The organism is Allosalinactinospora lopnorensis (assembly GCF_000981225.1).
In the GTDB taxonomy this organism is placed as follows: Bacteria; Actinomycetota; Actinomycetes; order Streptosporangiales; family Streptosporangiaceae; genus Allosalinactinospora; species Allosalinactinospora lopnorensis.
The window spans coordinates 1-17,351 of sequence record NZ_LAJC01000048.1 but is presented as its reverse complement, the minus strand read 5'-3'; the positions used below and the strand labels follow the sequence as shown (position 1 = coordinate 17,351).

The 17,351-nt window shown below is 70.9% G+C and carries 15 protein-coding genes and 2 pseudogenes; 11 read left to right on the top strand and 6 right to left on the bottom strand.

Annotation, left to right across the window (positions count from 1 at the left end; genetic code table 11):
- Together coaBC and metK are read left to right on the top strand one after the other, a co-directional pair.
- On the top strand, positions 1-1,230 hold the full coding sequence (gene coaBC, locus VS93_RS17265; RefSeq protein ID WP_394298830.1) for a bifunctional phosphopantothenoylcysteine decarboxylase/phosphopantothenate--cysteine ligase CoaBC: 1,230 nt from the start codon (positions 1-3) through the stop codon (positions 1,228-1,230).
- A 359-nt stretch (positions 1,231-1,589) separates the two neighbouring features.
- Positions 1,590-2,783, top strand: a complete 1,194-nt coding sequence (metK, locus tag VS93_RS17260; RefSeq protein ID WP_046470944.1) for a methionine adenosyltransferase — start codon at positions 1,590-1,592, stop codon at positions 2,781-2,783.
- A 150-nt stretch (positions 2,784-2,933) separates the two neighbouring features.
- Here the strand turns inward: metK and VS93_RS17255 are convergent, their stop codons facing one another.
- Positions 2,934-3,185, bottom strand: coding sequence for a hypothetical protein (locus tag VS93_RS17255; protein ID WP_046470943.1), 252 nt, complete (start codon positions 3,183-3,185; stop codon positions 2,934-2,936).
- A 211-nt stretch (positions 3,186-3,396) separates the two neighbouring features.
- On the opposite strand from VS93_RS17255, the gene VS93_RS17250 reads away from it, so the two are divergent.
- Positions 3,397-4,254 carry a helix-turn-helix domain-containing protein gene (locus tag VS93_RS17250; protein WP_046470942.1) on the top strand — a complete coding sequence of 286 codons (858 nt, stop codon included), beginning with the start codon at positions 3,397-3,399 and terminating at the stop codon, positions 4,252-4,254.
- A gap of 2 nt (positions 4,255-4,256) precedes the next feature.
- Positions 4,257-4,508, top strand: coding sequence for a DUF397 domain-containing protein (locus tag VS93_RS17245; protein ID WP_082126965.1), 252 nt, complete (start codon positions 4,257-4,259; stop codon positions 4,506-4,508).
- A 163-nt stretch (positions 4,509-4,671) separates the two neighbouring features.
- Here the strand turns inward: VS93_RS17245 and VS93_RS17240 are convergent, their stop codons facing one another.
- From VS93_RS17240 to VS93_RS17225, 4 genes are all read right to left on the bottom strand, one after another.
- Positions 4,672-5,136, bottom strand: coding sequence for a nitroreductase/quinone reductase family protein (locus tag VS93_RS17240; protein WP_046470966.1), 465 nt, complete (start codon positions 5,134-5,136; stop codon positions 4,672-4,674).
- A gap of 69 nt (positions 5,137-5,205) precedes the next feature.
- Positions 5,206-6,396: an acyl-CoA dehydrogenase family protein gene (locus tag VS93_RS17235; protein ID WP_046470941.1), complete on the bottom strand. Its 1,191-nt coding sequence runs from the start codon at positions 6,394-6,396 to the stop codon at positions 5,206-5,208.
- Between the two features lie 34 nt (positions 6,397-6,430).
- Entirely contained in the window at positions 6,431-7,696 is a 1,266-nt protein-coding gene (locus tag VS93_RS17230) for a CaiB/BaiF CoA transferase family protein (RefSeq protein ID WP_046470940.1), read from the bottom strand.
- Positions 7,696-8,064: a DUF3870 domain-containing protein gene (locus tag VS93_RS17225; RefSeq protein WP_046470939.1), complete on the bottom strand. Its 369-nt coding sequence runs from the start codon at positions 8,062-8,064 to the stop codon at positions 7,696-7,698. The genes VS93_RS17230 and VS93_RS17225 overlap by 1 nt, the downstream gene beginning before the upstream one ends.
- Before the next feature lie 338 nt (positions 8,065-8,402).
- On the opposite strand from VS93_RS17225, the gene VS93_RS17220 reads away from it, so the two are divergent.
- The 5 genes and pseudogenes from VS93_RS17220 (at position 8,403) to VS93_RS17200 (ending at position 12,998) form a co-directional block, all read left to right on the top strand.
- Positions 8,403-9,131, top strand: coding sequence for an SAM-dependent methyltransferase (locus VS93_RS17220; protein ID WP_046470938.1), 729 nt, complete (start codon positions 8,403-8,405; stop codon positions 9,129-9,131).
- A 13-nt stretch (positions 9,132-9,144) separates the two neighbouring features.
- Positions 9,145-9,699: pseudogene (locus tag VS93_RS17215) on the top strand (DinB family protein).
- A 140-nt stretch (positions 9,700-9,839) separates the two neighbouring features.
- On the top strand, positions 9,840-10,934 hold the full coding sequence (locus tag VS93_RS17210; RefSeq protein ID WP_046470937.1) for a hypothetical protein: 1,095 nt from the start codon (positions 9,840-9,842) through the stop codon (positions 10,932-10,934).
- 733 nt (positions 10,935-11,667) lie between these two features.
- Positions 11,668-12,300 (top strand): CHRD domain-containing protein, encoded by a 633-nt coding sequence (locus tag VS93_RS17205; protein ID WP_269082867.1) that lies wholly within the window; start codon positions 11,668-11,670, stop codon positions 12,298-12,300.
- Between the two features lie 14 nt (positions 12,301-12,314).
- A complete protein-coding gene (locus tag VS93_RS17200) occupies positions 12,315-12,998 on the top strand; it encodes a class F sortase (protein ID WP_052745820.1) in 684 nt (227 codons plus the stop codon).
- Positions 12,999-13,125: 127 nt separating this feature from the next.
- Here the strand turns inward: VS93_RS17200 and VS93_RS17195 are convergent, their stop codons facing one another.
- Complete coding sequence (locus tag VS93_RS17195; RefSeq protein ID WP_046470936.1) at positions 13,126-15,207, bottom strand: primosomal protein N'; 2,082 nt, start codon at positions 15,205-15,207, stop codon at positions 13,126-13,128.
- Positions 15,208-15,339: 132 nt separating this feature from the next.
- On the opposite strand from VS93_RS17195, the gene fmt reads away from it, so the two are divergent.
- On the top strand, positions 15,340-16,269 hold the full coding sequence (gene fmt / locus VS93_RS17190; RefSeq protein ID WP_046470935.1) for a methionyl-tRNA formyltransferase: 930 nt from the start codon (positions 15,340-15,342) through the stop codon (positions 16,267-16,269).
- A 139-nt stretch (positions 16,270-16,408) separates the two neighbouring features.
- A pseudogene (locus tag VS93_RS17185) lies at positions 16,409-17,351 on the top strand (transcription antitermination factor NusB); the annotation flags it as partial.

Here is a 17,351-nt window from a genome sequence, read left to right as displayed (position 1 = left end):
GTGGCTGTGAACAGAGAAGACGCACCTGAAGTCGTCCTCGGGGTGAGCGCGGGAATCGCCGCGTACAAGGCCTGCGAGCTGCTGCGCCACTTCACCGAGTCCGGGCACCGTGTCCGGGTCGTCCCGACCGCCGACGCACTGCGCTTCGTGGGCGAGCCTACGTGGGCGGCGCTGTCCGGGCGGCCGGTGGCCACCGGCGTGTGGGACGCGGTGCACGAGGTCCCGCACGTGCGCATCGGCCAGGGCGCCGACCTGGTGTTCGTGGCGCCGGCGACCGCCGACCTACTGGCCAAGGCCGCCCACGGGCTGGCCGACGATCTTCTCACCAATACGCTGCTCACCGCGCGGTGCCCAGTGGTGTTCGCCCCCGCGATGCACACCGAGATGTGGGAGCACCCGGCGACCCGGGCCAGCGTCGAGACGCTGCGGGCGCGCGGCGCGATCGTGCTGGAGCCCGCGGTCGGGCGGCTGACCGGCGCCGACACCGGGCGGGGCCGGCTTCCCGATCCCGAGGAGCTGTTCGCGGTCGCGCGGCGGGTGCTCCGGCGCGGTGACGGCGGAGCCGACCTGGCGGGGCGCCGCGTGCTGGTGACCGCCGGAGGCACCCGCGAGGCCATCGACCCGGTCCGCTATATCGGCAACCGGTCCTCGGGCCGGCAGGGCTACGCGCTGGCGGCGACCGCGGCCGCCCGCGGGGCCGAGGTGGTGCTCGTCTCGGCGAACGTGTCCCTGCCCGATCCCGCCGGAGTGGAGGTGCGCCGGGTCGGCTCCGCGCGCGAGATGCGCGAGGCCGTGCTGGCTGAACGCGCCAAGGCCGACGTGGTCGTCATGGCGGCGGCGGTCGCCGACTTCCGGCCTGCCACCAGCACCGGAAGCAAGATCAAGAAGGACGGGGACCTGCCCGCGCCCATCGAACTGGCGGAGAACCCCGACATCCTCGCCGAACTCACGCACGAGCGCGCACGCGACAGCCTGGGCGAGCAGGTGATCGTGGGATTCGCGGCCGAGACCGACCGCGTACTGGAAAACGGGCGGGCCAAGCTCGCCCGCAAGGCGTGCGACCTCCTCGTCGTGAACCAGGTCGGCGAAGGGCGCGCGTTCGGCACCGAGGACAACCAGGCGGTCGCGCTCGGTGCCGACGGCTCGGCCGTGGAGATCCCGCACGGCCCGAAGGAGGATCTCGCTGACCGGGTGTGGGACCTCGTCGGGGAGCGTCTCGCGCTCGGCTGAGCGGCCTGCGACTGTTGCGTGCAGGGCGATCCGTTTCGCTCTGCGCTACGGAAAGTCCCAGCGCAACGCGGTGATCCGGCGGGCTTCGGATTTTCTGCTGTGACGTACGCCACACAACCGTTACGGGCGTCTGAGGAGGGAATCTGTCCTCTCAGGGCGCCGGGATGATCGCCGGTGGGGTGGCCCCGAACGGCACTACCCACCCCCTGCCCCTGATGTCCGAGATGACGTCCCACTACAGTAGACCGAGAAACCAACCGCGTCGGTTGGTATTCGCCGGTGGTGACCCCACACTTCCGGCGGATGCCGAGCCGAGCCGACAACTGTCAGCCAGCAGCCGCTGCAAGGAGTCACTCAACGTGTCCCGTCGCCTTTTCACCTCCGAGTCGGTCACCGAAGGTCACCCCGACAAGATGGCCGACCAGATCAGTGACGCGATCCTCGACGCGATGATCAAGGACGACCCGGCCAGCCGGGTCGCCGTCGAGACCATGATCACCACCGGGCAGGTACATGTCGCCGGTGAGGTCACCACCCAGACCTACGTCGACATCCCCGACATCGTCCGGAAGAAGATTCTGGAGATCGGTTACGACTCCTCCGCCAAGGGGTTCGACGGAGAGTCCTGCGGTGTCTCCGTCTCCATCGACGCGCAGTCCCCCGACATCGCCCAGGGCGTCGACACCGCCTACGAGGCTCGTGTCGAGAACGAGGAAGACAAGCTGAACCGCCAGGGCGCGGGCGACCAGGGCCTGATGTTCGGCTACGCGAACCGTGAGACCCCCGAGCTCATGCCGCTGCCGATCAAGCTCGCCCACGCGCTCTCCCAGCGCCTGTCCGCTGTCCGGCACGATGGCACCGTCCCCTACCTGCGCCCCGACGGCAAGACGCAGGTCACGGTCGAGTACGACGGCCAGAACCCGGTCCGCCTCGACACGGTGGTCCTCTCCAGTCAGCACGCCCCCGACATCAACTTGGACGAGCTGCTCGCGCCGGACGTCAAGGAGCACGTGATCGCTCCGATCGTGGCGGACTACGGGCTCGAATACGACGACTACCGGCTCCTGGTCAACCCCACCGGCCGCTTCGAGATCGGCGGGCCCATGGGTGACTGCGGGCTGACCGGCCGCAAGATCATCGTCGACACCTACGGCGGCTACGCCCGCCACGGCGGCGGCGCCTTCTCCGGCAAGGACCCGTCCAAGGTCGACCGCTCCGCCGCCTACGCCACCCGCTGGGTCGCCAAGAACATCGTGGCCGCTGGCCTGGCCGACCGCGCCGAGGTGCAGGTCGCCTACGCGATCGGCAAGGCCCACCCGGTCGGCGTGTTCATCGAGACCTTCGGCACCGAGCAGGTCGCCCCGGACGTCATCGAGAAGGCCGTCAAGGAGGTCTTCGACCTCCGCCCGGCCGCGATCGTGCGCGACCTCAACCTGCTGCGTCCGATCTACTCCCAGACCGCCGCCTACGGCCACTTCGGCCGCGATGTGGCCGACTTCACCTGGGAGAAGACCGACAAGGCTGCGGCGCTGAAGTCCGCCGTCGGCGCCTGATCGCCCTCGGGTGCCGATCTCGGCGATAACGGGGTCACGATCGCGGACGAGACCCCGCTGACGTCAAGATCGCCCCAACCTCCCGTCAACACCACGTGTGGCCGCGCCCTGCTCCGGGGCGCGGCCACACGTGCGTTCCGGCCCGGTCTTTTAGACCCAGACGATCTCGCCGCCGATGCGCTCGGCGAAGGACTCGACGTCGTGGAGGGTGTGGATACCGGTGCCGGTCATGGTGCGGGCCAGCCCGTCGCCGTCCTCCCGCGCGACGCCGTAGTAGGCGTGCTCCAGGCTGTCGGTGTCCTCGTCGTAGACGTCGACGAAGAACGCCCGCAGTGGACGGGCGGCGCCGGGGGAGGCGCCGCCGTGGTAGACAGAGGTTGAGCCGGGTGTGCAGTCTTCCATAGGGGACCCTCTCGGTTCCAGGCCCGGACGGTAGTGGTTGCTAGGCCCCCGTCCGGGCCGCCTGCGTTTACCGGGCGCGACAGCCGTACCGAACCGGTCGCAATGCCGGAATTTTCCGTGATGGCCATCTCACCTTCTGCTATGCTGCCACCCAGAATCCGATAGCACAACTCTGTCTAATCAGAATCTGGATAACCTTCGAGGAGGCCACATGCCGCCGGCCAGCCGGCCCAAGCGGGTGACACTATGCGGGCGCTGGCTCGGCAAGCGCCTCCGCGAGCTGCGGGAGGGCAACGGGTTCACCCTTGAGTACGTCGCCGAGTTCATGCAGCGGACGAACGGCACCATCAGCCGGTTCGAGACGGGGCATTACCCGATCCGCCGCCCGGATGTCCTCGCCCTGCTCGACCTGTACGGCGTCAACGACGAGGGGGAGCGGCGCGGCCTGCTGAAGCTGAGCGAAAGCGTATGGCAGACCGGCTGGTGGGACGGGTTCGCCGGAGACGTCACTGACGCGTTCGTGGACTTCGTCTGGCTTGAGGAGCAAGCCGTCGAACACCGCCTCTTCGACAACACTGTCCTCCCCGGCCTGCTCCAGACCGAGCCATACGCGCGTGCGGTGATGCTGGCCGACGACCCGTCGGCAACGAAAGGGCAAATTGACCGCTGGATCGAACTCCGCATGAAACGGCAGTCGTTGCTCGATCGCACCGACCCGCCGCGGATCACTTCGGTGCTCGATGAGGCGGTGCTCAGGCGCCAGGTCGGTGCCAGCCGGGTCATGGCCGCCCAACTTCGTCACCTGCTCGCGGCTGCGGAGCGCCCCTGTGTCGAGCTTCGCGTCCTGCCGTTCTCAGCCGGCGCGCACGCGAGCCCGATGGGCTCGTTCAATGTCTTCGGAATGGAAGAGCCGTACCCGGAGGTCGCCTACGTCGAGACATTGAAGGGGGCCTTGTACATCGAACCGCCCGATACCGCGCCAATCCTGAAAAGATACGATTGGTTGCGGAAGATATCCCTGGATGGAGAAGCATCCGCCGAATTCATATCGGCGCTCATCAAGGAGTAACCGTGACCACCGAATCGACGTCCCAACAGGTGACTCCACGGGAGCTGTCAGGCGTCGCGTGGCACATCAGCACGTTCAGCACAAATGGCGGCGGCAGCTGCGTCGAAGCGGGCCCCCTCAACGACGGTTCCGGCCGGGTGGCGGTGCGGCACAGTCACCATCCTGGCGGTGCGGTGATCGTCTACACCCGCCAGGAGTGGGAGGCGTTCACCGCCGGTGTGCGCTCCGGTGAGTTCGACTTCCACTCGGACTGACGCGAGGGAGCGATCGCGACCGTCGAGCCGACGCCGCGGCCTCCTGCCGACCAAACGCGCACGGGCGTCACGTATAAGGGGAATTCCGGCGATCTTGAGGTTTGGGTTCTTCCCGGCGCCGGGAAGGAACCCAAACCTCAAGATCGCCGGTGGTTTTTCCTGCTCAGAGGCGGATCGTGGTGCTGCGGACGATCTCGAAGACCGGGTGCCTGTGGGCTTCGCCGGCGAAGCGCTCGGGGGGCGCGTCCAACGGCGTCTCGAAGTAGGGGCCCACGACAGCGGCGCGCGGGTGCTGCAGGTAGTCCCGCAGGACGGGCGCGGCCTGTTCCGGGGTGGCCTCATGCACGCTGATCATCTCGATCCAGCCGCCGTGCCGCAGGGTCGCGAAGCCGTCCTTGCGGATGTTGTGCACCCAGCCGACCTCGCCGTAGGGGGCGACGAGGAACCTGCCCCGCTCGTTCTCCACGATGCTCACCGGGGTGGTGCGCAGGAACCCCGACCTGTTACCGCGCGTGGTGAGGAGCCGCATGTCGGACGGCCCGAGCCCGTACTTGATGAACCCTCCGATCACCGCGTTCGCGGTGCGGCGGAGCTTCGTCATCCGGAAGCGCTGCGTGTCGTTCCCCATCGACATCTCTCCCTACGGTCTGTTCACCCTATTCTGCTGGGTGCGCCGGGGCTCCCGCGACCGCCGAGGTCACCGGAACGCCGAGATACCGGTCACCGCATGGCCAAGGCTCAGCGCGTGAATCTCCTCGGTGCCCTCGTACGTGGCGACGGTCTCGAGGTTCAGCATGTGCCGCAGGACCGGGTACTCGAGCGTGATGCCGTTGGCGCCGTGTATCGAGCGCGCCTCGCGCGCCACCCGCTGGGCGGCGGCGACGCAGGCGAACTTGCCGAAACTCACCTGGGTGTGGTGGCAGCGGCCCGCGTCCTTGAGCCGGCCGAGCTGCAGGGCGGTGAGCGCGGCTTGGTTGACGTCGACGACCATATCGGCGAGCTTACGTTGAGTGAGCTGGAAACCGGCGATGGGCCGGCCGAACTGCTCCCGCGTGGCGGCGTAGTCCAGCGCGGCCCGGTAGCAGGCGCGGGCCGCGCCGACCGCGCCCCACACGATCCCGTAGCGGGCCTCGTTGAGGCAGGACAGCGGCGAGCCGAGCCCGCTCGACCCCGGAAGCAGGGCGTCGGCCGGTAACCGCACCCCGTCCAGCACGAGCTCCGACGTCACCGACGCCCGCAGCGAGAGCTTCCCGTGGACCGTGTTGGCGGAGAACCCGGGAGCGTCCGTCGGCACCACGAAGCCGCGGATGCCCTCCTCGGTCGTCGCCCAGACGACGGCGACGTCGGCGATGGACCCGTTGGTGATCCACATCTTGGTCCCGTCGAGCACCCAGTCGGAACCGTCGCGGCGGGCGCGCGTGCGCATGGAGCCGGGGTCGCTACCGGAGTCGGGTTCGGTCAGCCCGAAGCAGCCGATCAGCTCGCCCGCGGCCATCCGGGGCAGCCAGGCGTTCTTCTGCTCCTCGGAGCCGAACTTGTGGATCGCGGTCATCGCCAGTGAGCCCTGCACCGACACGAAGCTGCGCAGCCCGGAGTCCACCGCCTCCAGTTCGCGGCAGGCCAGCCCGTAGGCGACGGCGCTCGCGCCCGCGCATCCGTACCCGTCGAGGTGCATACCGAACACGCCGAGGTCGCCGAAGGACTTGGCCAGCGCGCGGGGCTCGGGGATGGTGCCCGCATCGAACCAGTCGGCGACGTCGGGCAGCAGTTCCCGTGCCGCGAAACCGCGGACGGTGTCGCGGATGTCGCGTTCCTCCGCGGACAGCGAGCCGTCCACGTCCAGGAAGTCGTCCGGATCGGGGGCCGCGGCCTTTCGCGGGTCACTCATTGGGGAGTCTCCTACTCGTCCTCGTCGTTCCTGGTCATTCGGTGTCGTTCTGGTGCACGACACCGCGCTCCACCATGTCCGTGATCCGGTCCCCGGGGACGCCCAGCTCGGCGAGGACGCGGACCGAATGCTGCCCGAGCAGCGGGGGCGGCAGCGGGGTGTGCGGGGCAGCGCCGCCCTCCGTGCCGGCCGGGTCCAGCCGGAAACCGGGGCGGAGGAGCTCGAGCGGGCCGGCGGTCGGGTGCCGGACCGTCATGGTGGCGTCGTCGCCGGCGGCGTTCGCGGAGCGGATGGCGTCCAGCACTCCCCGCACCTGGCCGACCGGGACGCCGGCCGCCATCAGCAGCTTCAGCCACTCCGCGGCCGGGCGGGTCCGCAGTGTCGCGGAGAGCTCGGCGACGAGCTCCTCTCGGTGGCCGACACGGTCCGGGTTGCTGGAGAAGCGCGGGTCGGCGGCGAGGTCGGGGCGGTCCAGCACCTCGCAGAGCTTCCGGTACAGCGAGTCGTTGCCGCCGGCGATCACGATGTCGGCGTCGGCGGTGGGGAACGCCTGGTAGGGCACGATCGAGGAGTGGGCGTTGCCGTAGCGCGCCGGTTCCTCCCCGGTGATCAGCGCCTGCTGGCTCAGGGTGGCCAGGCTGGACAGCGCGGAGTTGACCAGCGAGACGGCCACGTGCTCGCCTATCCCGGTGGCCCGCGCGCGCATCAGCGCCCCCAGGATCGACACCGCGGCGTTCAGACCGGTGAGCACGTCGCTGATGGCGACCCCCACCTTGCTCGGCGGTCCGTCGGGCGGCCCCGTGGCCTGCATGAGGCCGCTCTCCGCCTGCACGATGACGTCGAAACCGGGGCGGCCCGCGGGCTGGTGGTCCGGGCCGAAGCCGGTGATGGAGCAGTAGACCACCGCCGGGTTGCGCGCCGCGACCGCCTCGTAGTCCAGCCCGAGCCGCTCGATCACGCCGGGGCGGAAGTTCTGGATCACGACGTCGGCCCCGGCGCACAGCTCCTGGACGGCGGCGCGCCCCTCGGGCGCCTTGACGTCGACGGCCAGGCTGCGCTTACCGCGGTTGATGGACAGGAAGTAGGCGGACTGGCCGTCCTGCCACGGCGGCCCCCAAGAGCGCGTGTCGTCGCCGTGCTCGGGGTGCTCGACCTTGACGACGTCGGCCCCCATGTCGGCGAGCAACATCGTCGCGTAGGGGCCCGCGAGGACCCGCGACAGGTCGGCCACGGTCACTCCGGCGAGCGGTCGGCCGGGGTCGGGCTGCGGCTGGTCGGGATTCGGGGTCGTCGGATCCACTACGCCTCCTGTGTGTCGCGGGCCTCGCGGAGCTGGTAGTAGGTCTCCACGCAGCGGCGCAGTGCGGTGGTGAGCGCACCACCGGAGTGGCCGGCGTAGCGTGTCTGGACGCGCTGCACGATCTCGGTGAGGTCGTCGACCAGGGAGGAGCCCTCGACCAGGGCGCGGAAGAAATCCCTGCCGAGCTCGGTGAGCAGCGTCGTGTCGGCGGCGACGATCCTGCCGTCCGACATGTCCACGGCGAGGACCACCCCGAGCCGCTCGTACTGCGAATGGCTCGCCACGGCGTCGGGCAGCCGGGCGTAACCCGAGACGAGAACGATGTCGGGATTGCCGAGAAGGTGCCGGATCCGGTCGTGTCCGTGCACGGTGTGCGTCCCTCCGTTCGGGCAGCGGAAAACTCCGATGTACTGGAGTCTCGCGCCTGATGGGGCGGCCGGGGAAGGGCCGGGCGCCCGCAGCGGGAGGGCAGTCGTCCTCAGTATCGCCGATGGGCGCGTCGCAGTGTCAAACCGCACGGTATGCGCGGCCGGCCCCACTTCGATGTATTCTGTATGCAGCAATGGCGGAAATCTTCGCTTGCGCGCGGTGACGGTAACATCGGGCGCTAACGAGAGGAGTGCGGAAGATCACGGGGACAGCGGATACGTCCTGGTCTCCGGGGTTCCCGCGCCTCGCACCGGCCAGCGGCTCGGGGAGCGCGATCGTGACGGACGAGTGGCGGGCAACGCCCATCGACGCCGAGGTCTCAGCGGTCGACGTTCCACGGTCCAGCGTCGCCCGGATCGACGAGCATCTCGCCCGCACCCGGGCCGGACCCCCGCCGGAGCCGGCTCCGTCCCCGGCCGTCCGGGCCACACAGGGGTTCGTGCGCCGCGCGGTCGACTACCTCGCAGCCGAGACCGGCATCCGGCAGTTCGTCGACCTGGCCTCACGGTTGCCCGTCGGCCACGGCATCCTGGACACCGCGCGCGTCCACGAGCCCGGTGCCCGCGTCGTCTACGTCGATCCCTGGCGCACCGCGGCCACGCCGCCCCTGCGCGGGAAAGCCGGGAGGAGCGACAACGCCGTCCCCGTCCTGGCCGTGGAGAGCATGCGGCCGTCCTGCCTCGTCGGGCGGCTGAAGCAGTGCGGGCTCGTCGATTTCGGCGAGCCCGTCGCGGTTCTGCTGGTGGAGACGTCCCCGCTGCGGCGCGACGGCGTCGGTGTGCACGAGGTGGTCAGCGCGCTGCACGCGGAGATGGCCCCCGGCGGCCACATCGCGATCGCGCAGCCTCCCGCCGGCCCGCGGCACGATGTGTCCCCTGCCCCCATGTTCACCCCCTTCACGCTGCTCGCCCCCGGTCTCGCCGACGCGGCCTGGTGGCCATACCCGGACGAGGACGTGGCCGCCGAGGGGAGCGGGGTCCTGGCCGGGGTAGGGCGAAAAGGGTGAGGAGCGAGGACCCATGGCGCTGAACTGGACCGCGGAGATCCTGGCCCAACTGGAGTTCCATTGGGACACATCGCTGTGGCCCCGGATGCGCGGGCTCACCGACGACGAGTACTTCTGGGAGCCGGTGGAGGGGTGCTGGTCGGTCCGTCCGCACCCTGACGGCACCTTCGTGGCCGACTGGGAGTGACCCGAGCCCTCGCCGTCGCCCGTGACGACGGTCGCCTGGAGACTCGCGCACATCGTCGTGGGGGTCCTGGAGATGCGGGTCGACCACCATTTCGGCGACCGCACCATGACCATCACCGACGCCGTGTGGCCGACCAGTGCCGATGAGGCCCTGGAGCGGATGCTGCGCGCCTACGGCCTGTGGTGCGCCGGGGCCCGGACGCTGGACGCCGACGGACTGGCCGCCCCCGTGGGCGAGGCGGAGCCGCCCGAGTGGGCGGAGTTCCCGTTCGCGATGCTGGCGCTGCACGTCAATCGCGAGATCATCCACCACGGCGCCGAGGTGTGCCTGCTCCGCGACCTCTACCGGGCCCACCCGGCACACCAGCCCGACGCGCTCTGAAACGGCCGTGTGCGGAGGGAACCTTCTTCCGTTCGGCCGGCTGAGTAATTTTCCTCCTAATTCCTCGCCAACTTCCGGAGAACGTCCGGCGTCCCACGGGTGAGTCACCCCCCGACTACAGGGAAGAGAGGGACGAGCCCATGGTCAAAGGTCCTGGTAACCGGGGATGGGCGGGACTGGCCTCCGCGGTGCTGGCGGGAGCGGTCGCGGCGTCCGCCGGCCCGGCGCAGGCGAGCGGGGCGTGGAGCACCATGCACGGCGGTCCGAACCTCGGCGGCTCCTTCGGCGCCGTCGCGGCCGGCGACTCGATGAACATCTGGGCGTTCGGCGATACCAGCGCCCAGAACGACGGAACGACCTGGGTGCACCACTGGGACGGGGCGGGCTGGAGCCAGGAGAGCACCCCCGGCGACTGGACCCTGCGCCCGGTGGTGGCCGACGCCTCCGGTCCCCGCGACGTCTGGGCGGCCGGCGACTCGCCGGAGGGCGGCGCCGGGATCCTCCACTACGACGGCGAGGAGTGGAGCTCCGTCGAATTCGGCCGGACGCTGTTCCCCACCGGCATCGAGGCGCTCGCGCCGGACGACGTGTGGCTGCTGTCGGAATCGGCGGACGCGGCCGAGCGGGCCATGCGTTTCGACGGGGACTCCTGGGGCACCGCCCCGGCTCCCCGAGTGCGCCATGCGCTTTCCGGCGCCGACTCCGACACGCTCGTCGCGGTCGGATCCGTCGCCGGGCAGCCCGCCGCCGACCTGTGGGACGGCGGGGAATGGCGTCCTCTGAACGTCCCCGAGGTGGAGCTGCCGCCCGGTGAGTCGAGCGCGGGATTCACCGACGTCCTCGCCCGGGCCGCCGACGACGTGTGGGCCGTGGGCCGCCTGCACTACAAGGACGAGGAGGAGCGAAACCACTACCGGCCGCTGCTCGCCCACTGGGACGGCGCGGAGTGGGACCTCACCGTCGAAGAACGGGACGCCGGCTACGACGCCGTGGTCGACGACGGGGCCAACGGCCTGTGGATCGCCGAGGGCGCATGGAACCCCGTCCTCGTGCACCGCGCCGCCGACGGTGCGGAAGAGCGGCACGAGATGGCCGATGACGACTACGACCTGTCCATCCCCGCGTTGACCCACGTGCCGGACACGACCGCGGCGGTCGCCGCGGGTACGGCCTTCGAGAAGGGCGACCCCGACGTCTTCACCGACCACGGCGTCGTCTTCGGCCACGGAATCTGAGCCCGGCCGCGCCCCGGGCCGGCACCAGAGGGAGCCGTTCCGGGGCCCGCAGGTTCGCTGTGCCTCCGGCCGTTGCGAACGCAGTGGGACGGAAGCGGGGCGGGTTCCTCCTCGGCGGGGCGGTACCGCGGAAACGGGCGCGGCGCGAATAGGCCGCGGACAACGGCGTGCACCGAAACCGAGTTCGGGGAAGCCGCCGTTTTGACCTGAGGCAACGGGGTTTCCGGGCGCGGTCGGCATTTCCCCCCGCGAAGTACCGCGGCCCCGAAGTTCTGGACGGTCGCCGATGGAAAACGTCCCATGTTCCCTTCGCGCTCGGCGGCTAATCCTTGTTGTGCTGCGGAAATGCCGCTGAGGAAACTTCTGATCCGGTGATTCCCCTGGTGGGCGGTCTCTGCGGCAGTGACGACGACGGCGGTCCGACCGCCGAAGCGGCGCCGCGCCGACAGGGATCCGGCGATCTCCGCCCGATGACCTCGGATGGAGCACGCAAGTTAAAAAATCGTCGGCGATGTGCAAACCGGTCAGCTCACAACTCCGTGTACCCCTCAGGCAATCGAGTTGCCTGAGGTTGATGAGACGCCTGTGTATTACGGCAAAAGGAGCATCTTATGGATACGAGGAAGCTGGCCCCGTTCGCGCTGGCGCTGCCGCTGAGCCTGATGATGGTCGCTCCCGCGAGTGCCGCTAACACGGCCGCGGAAAAAGTGACCTACCAGGCAACCTCGGTCAGATCAACGAGTCGGGGGCCAGCGGCCAGGTGTGGCTGAACATCGAAGACAACCAAGCCGCCGTCACCGTCAACGTGAACAACGTGGTCCCCACCGAGCCGCACGCGCAGCACATCCACATCGGTGGCCAGGGAGCGTGTCCCACGCCGGACGCCGACAAGAACGGCGACGGCATCATCTCCGTCCCCGAAGGAAAGCCCTCCTACGGGGACGTTCAGGTGGCGCTGACCAAGGATGGCGACTCCGCTGCGGACAGCGCCCTGGCCGTGGACCGCATGCCGACCGGCGGAGAGGGGTCCTACACCTACGAGCGGACGCTCGACGTCTCCGACCAGGTCGTCCAGGATCTCGCTAACGGCAAGGCATCCGTCGTCGTGCACGGCATCGACCCCAACGGCGATGGCAAGTACAGCGGTGATGCCAAGAGCGAGCTGGACCCCGAGCTCCCGCTTGAGGCGACCGCTCCGGCGGCCTGCGGCGAGCTGGTGGCGGCACCACAGGGCGGTATGGAGACCGGCGAGGGCGGCGTCGCCGACGAAGCCGCCAGCGGCGCGCTGGTCGCAGCGGGCGGTGTCCTGGCAGCGGCGGCGGCCGTCGGGGCGTTCGCGATCCGCCGGCAGCGTTCCAACGTCTGAGGGCAGTAGAGCCGATGAGTAACGCATCGAAACGCTCCGGCGGCCGCGGTCCCATACTCGCCGCGATCATCGGGGGACTCACCGTCCTCGGCGCCGCTGTCCTCGGGCTCAGCCTGTTCGTAGGCTCAGACGGCCAGCTGAAGACGTCGGACTCCCCGCCCGAGGCGGGCGCGGAGGCCGGCTCCGGCGGCGACTCCTCAACGGAGCAGGGCGGCGAATCCGGTGACGGGTCCTCCCTGGAGCGCTCCGAGCCGACGGGCCTGACCATCCCCGCCATCGACGTCGAGGGAAACGAGACGATTCCGCTCGGTCTCCAGGACAGCGGCGAGATCGAGGTCCCCGAGGACAACACGACCATCGGGTGGTACGAGGACGGTCCCACCCCGGGCCAGTTCGGACCGGCGGTCATGGGTGCCCACGTCGACCTGGACGGGCAGCCGGGAATCTTCTACGACCTCGGCAAGCTGGAATCCGGGGACGAGGTCATGGTCGACCGCGAGGACGGCACGACCGCCGTCTTCAACATCTACTCGGTGGAGCAGCACCCCAAGGACAATTTCCCCACACAGGAGGTCTATGCGCCAACCGGTGACCAGCCGGAGCTGCGGCTGGTCACCTGCGGTGGCACATTCGACGAAGACAGTGAGCACTACAGCGACAACATCATCGTCTATGCCGAAATGACCGACGTACGATAGGGTCTCAGATTTTCTGACCTGTGGACAGAGAGGGGCCTGCTCCGGCACGGCGAGGTCGCGCGACCGAGCGCCGCCGACCCGCCGGGGCCGGAGCAGGCCTTGTACTCGCTCGGGAGGTCGACCCGGGCTACACCACGTGCAACGGGTCGACCCGGACCTGGGCGAGGTGGTCGTCCTTGCGGGCGCTGCGTGCTGAGGCCGCGACCTTGAGCGCGCGGGTCAGTGCCGAGGTGGCGGTGCGCGGGACCCGGAGCAGGGCACGCTCGGTCCGCTCCGCGCTGCTGTCCGGGGTCCCGTTCGAGGTGACCGGGACGGGGCCGAGGAGTTCGGCGCTCTCCGGCAGGTCGATCTGCTCCACCAGTTCGCGGACGTGCGCGGACTCACCGGTGACCGACGCCATGGTCACCGCCGGCGGGAACCCCAGTTCCCGGCGCTCGGCCAGTTCCCGCTCCGCGAAGCCCGCCGGATCCCAGCGGACGAGCGCCTGAGTGGTCGGCAGCGACGCGTCGGCCAGCACCACCACCTGCCCACCATCGGCCGCGGGACGCACCAGCGAGGCCGCGTTGTACCAGCGCCGCAGTGCCTCCTCGCCTGCTCTCAGGTCGGCGCGGCCCAGCAGGGCCCACCCGTCCAGCAGGAGGGCGGCGGCGTAACCGCCCGCGGCCGCCGGCTCGGCGCCGGGCGTGGCCACCACGAGCGCGGGGCGGCTGCCGACCTCGGTGAGGACCCCATCGCGGCCGGAGGTGCGAACGGCCAGCGAGGGAAAGGCCCGGCCGAGCTCTTCGGCGGTCCTGCGAGCGCCCACCACATTGGCCCGCAGCCGGGCATCGCCGCAGGAGGGGCAGTGCCAGTCCCCGGCGATCCGGCCGCACCACCTGCAGTACGGCATGGCGTGGGCGCTGCGTATCGCCAGCGGCCCCCGGCAGGAGTCGCAACGGGCGGTGCTGCGGCACCGCGAGCAGGACATCGAGGTGAGGTAGCCGCGCCGCGGCACCTGGATCAGTACCGGGCCCGACGCCGCGGCCTCCCGGGCGACGCGCAGGGCGAGGCTGGGCAACCGTGCGGCACGGGCCGCCTCGTCGCGTGCGAGTTCGGAGTCGTCCCCGGCCGCGCGTACCCGAGGGGCCCGGCGGCGCAATGTGGCGCGATCGGCGGCGAGAGGACGGGCCCACCCCGATTCGACGAGCTGGGTCGCCTCGGTGGTACGGGCGAAGCCGCCGATGAGTGCCGCGGCCCCGGCCCGGTGCGCGCGCATGGCCAGCACCGTGCGCGCGTGCGGATAGGGCGCGTGCGGGTCGCAGTGGACGTCGTAACCGTCGTCCCACAGCACCACCAGGCCGAGGTCGCGCACCGGGGCGAACATCGCGGCGCGTGTGCCCACGACCGCGCTCACCCCACCGCGCAGTACCGAGAGCCACCTGCGGTAGCGCTCGGCCGGGCCGAGCTCCGCGGTGAGCGCCACATGCCGGCCCGTGCCCAGCCGGCGGCCCAGCGCGGCGTCCACCGCGTCGACGTCGCGGCCGTCGGGGACCACGATCACCGCTCCCCGGCCTCCGGCGAGAGCGGCGTCCGCGGCCGCGGCGATCGCGTCGGCCCGGTCCGGCCCGGGCAGCGCCGTCCAGACGGCCCGGGGAGCCTGACCCGCGCGCAGCGCCGAGAGGAAGGACGGGCCGGCCGGGTAGTCGACCCAGGGTCCCGGGTCCTGTTCGGGAGATCCGGTGCGGTGCGCGGACTCCGCGGCGGGCTCCGGCTCCGAAGGGTCGGCGGGCGCGTTCTCCACGCGGGCGTGCCGGGGCGGGACGGCCAGCCGGAGTACATCGCTGAGCGTCCCGGCGTAGCGGTCGGCGACGGCGCGGGCGAGATCCCGGATCTCCGGTGTGAGGACGGGTTCGGGGGAGACGACCTGCTCCAGGTAGGCCAGCCGTCCCGGGAAATCGGAGTCGGCGGCCCGCTCCAGGAGAAAGCCGCCGAGAAGCTGGCCGCTGAACCGCACCATCACCCGGCAGCCGGGGACCGCCGAGGCGGCCAGGGTCTCGGGCACCCGGTAGTCGAACGTCCGGTCGAGGTGGGGGAGGGGAGTGTCCACAACGACCCGCGCCACGGGCAGCTCCGCTGCGGGTTTCCGCTTCTCCGGCGCCTTCGGCGCGGCCGCCGCGGTACGGGGCACGTGGAAGAGCGCCCCTTCGTCGGAGTCAGGCTGCGGAGTCATCGGGTCCAGGTCTACCAGAGGGCGACGACGCCGCACGCGAGCCGGACCACTCCCGAAAGGACGGACGAGCCGGGGAGGAGCCCCTGGTAAAACGGGATCCAAGACACCACGGTAAGTAAGGAATGGTCGTCCATGTTGCTGGTCTTCGCCGGAACACCCGAGACCGCGGTCCCCTCTCTGCGGGCACTGCTGGATTCCCGCCACGAGGTCGCGGCGGTCCTCACCCGACCCGATGCCGTGGCGGGGCGGGGCCGCAAGGTCCGGCAGAGCCCGGTGGCCGAGGCCGCCGCCGAGGCGGGGCTGGAGATCCTGAAACCGGAGAAGGCGAGCGACCCGGACTTCCTGCGCCGGCTGCGCGCGATCGGGCCGGACTGCTGCCCGGTCGTCGCCTACGGTGCGCTGCTGCGGCGCGAGGCTCTGGACATCCCGGCGCACGGCTGGGTCAACCTGCATTTCTCGCTGCTGCCGGCCTGGCGGGGCGCGGCGCCCGTGCAGCACGCGGTGCTGCACGGCGACGACGTCACCGGAGCGACCACCTTCGAGATCGAGGAGGACCTGGACTCCGGCCCGGTCTACGGCACGGTCACCGAGCCGATCGGGGAACGCGACACCAGTGGGGAGCTGCTCACCCGGCTGTCCCATGCCGGTGCGGACCTGCTGGTCAGGACAATGGACGGTATCGAGTCCGGTGAGCTGGTGGCGCGCCCGCAGCAGGGCGACGGAACCTCCTACGCCTCGAAGCTGACTCCGGCCGACGCCGAGATCGATTTCGGGTCGCCGGCGATGCGCGTGGACCGCCTCATCCGGGCCTGCACCCCCGTCCCGGGCGCGTGGTCGACCTTCCGGGGCGCCCGGATCAAGCTGGGGCCCGTTGTTGTGGTGCCGGACGGCCCGCGGCTGGCCCCGGGGCGGATCGCGGCCGACAAGCAGCGGGTTCTCGTGGGAACCGCCACCCGTCCGGTCGAGCTCGGGGAGGTGCAGGCCCAGGGCAAGCGCCGAATGGACGCGGTGGAGTGGGCGCGCGGGGTGCGGCCCGGCGATGACGAACGTCTCGGCGGCTGAGCCGCCACAGGACCCAGCGACCTCGGAGGCTGCCGTACCCTCGATGGGAGCGGCCCCGACGAACCCCGGCGCGTATGAGAGCGGGGCGGGCCCGCGCAGTTCCTCCCGGCGCTCTCCCAGGTGTGAGGCGGATCCAGAAGTGACAGACCATTCCCGCTCCGGGTATCGTCCGGCGCGCCGCGCAGAGAACGGCGACGACGGCAAGCGGCGCCGCGGAGGCGCGTCCGGTACCGCGCGCCGCGTGGCCTACGACGTGCTGAAGGCGGTGCAGGAGCGGGACGCCTACGCCAACCTGCTGCTCCCGTCGATGCTGCGGGAGCGCCACGTCACCGGCCGCGACGCCGCCCTGGCCACCGAACTCACCTACGGGACACTGCGCCACCAGGCAGCTACGACGCGATCCTGGACGCGTGCGTCGACCGGTCTCTGAGGTCGGTCGACGCCGAGGTGCTGCCGATCCTGCGCCTCGGGGCGCACCAGCTGCTGAACACGAAGGTCCCGCCGCACGCGGCGGTGAGTGCCACGATCGACATCGCGCGCCGGACCATCGGCCAGCACCGCTCCCGGTTCGCCAACGCCGTCCTGCGCAGGGTCAGCGCCCGCGGCCTGGAGGAGTGGCTGGCCATCGTCGCTCCGGCGCGGGAGGACGATGTTGTGGGCCACCTCGCTGTGGTGCACAGCCACCCGCGCTGGATCGTCGAGGCGCTGGCGGACGCCCTCGGCGAAGAGCCGGGCGGCGGTCTGGCCGAGACCGAACGGCTGCTCGCGGCGCACAACGAGCGGCCGCGGGTGACCCTCGTGGCCAAGCCCGGGCGGGCCAGCCTCGCCGACCTGATCAACGGCGGCGCCACAGCGGCCCGTTACTCGCCTTATGCCGCCTACCTTCCCGAGGGGGATCCCGCGTCTCTGCGCGAGGTGAAGCAGCGCCGCGCCGCTGTGCAGGACGAAGCCAGCCAGCTGGTCACCCTGGCACTGAGCCGTGTCGTCCTCGACGGAGCCGACGCCCGCTGGCTGGACGCGTGCGCGGGGCCCGGTGGCAAGGCCGGGCTGCTCGCCGGGCTCGCCGGGCAGCGCGATGCCCG

Bases quoted from the DNA above. Each gene is read 5' to 3' on its own strand.
- VS93_RS17255 (WP_046470943.1), bottom strand. From the start codon at position 3,185: ATGGAAGACTGCACACCCGGCTCAACCTCTGTCTACCACGGCGGCGCC.
- VS93_RS17200 (WP_052745820.1), top strand. From the start codon at position 12,315: ATGAGTAACGCATCGAAACGCTCCGGCGGCCGCGGTCCCATACTCGCC.
- fmt (WP_046470935.1), top strand. From the start codon at position 15,340: ATGTTGCTGGTCTTCGCCGGAACACCCGAGACCGCGGTCCCCTCTCTG.
- VS93_RS17250 (WP_046470942.1), top strand. From the start codon at position 3,397: ATGCCGCCGGCCAGCCGGCCCAAGCGGGTGACACTATGCGGGCGCTGG.
- VS93_RS17240 (WP_046470966.1), bottom strand. From the start codon at position 5,136: ATGGGGAACGACACGCAGCGCTTCCGGATGACGAAGCTCCGCCGCACC.
- VS93_RS17195 (WP_046470936.1), bottom strand. From the start codon at position 15,207: ATGACTCCGCAGCCTGACTCCGACGAAGGGGCGCTCTTCCACGTGCCC.
- VS93_RS17235 (WP_046470941.1), bottom strand. From the start codon at position 6,396: ATGAGTGACCCGCGAAAGGCCGCGGCCCCCGATCCGGACGACTTCCTG.
- VS93_RS17210 (WP_046470937.1), top strand. From the start codon at position 9,840: ATGGTCAAAGGTCCTGGTAACCGGGGATGGGCGGGACTGGCCTCCGCG.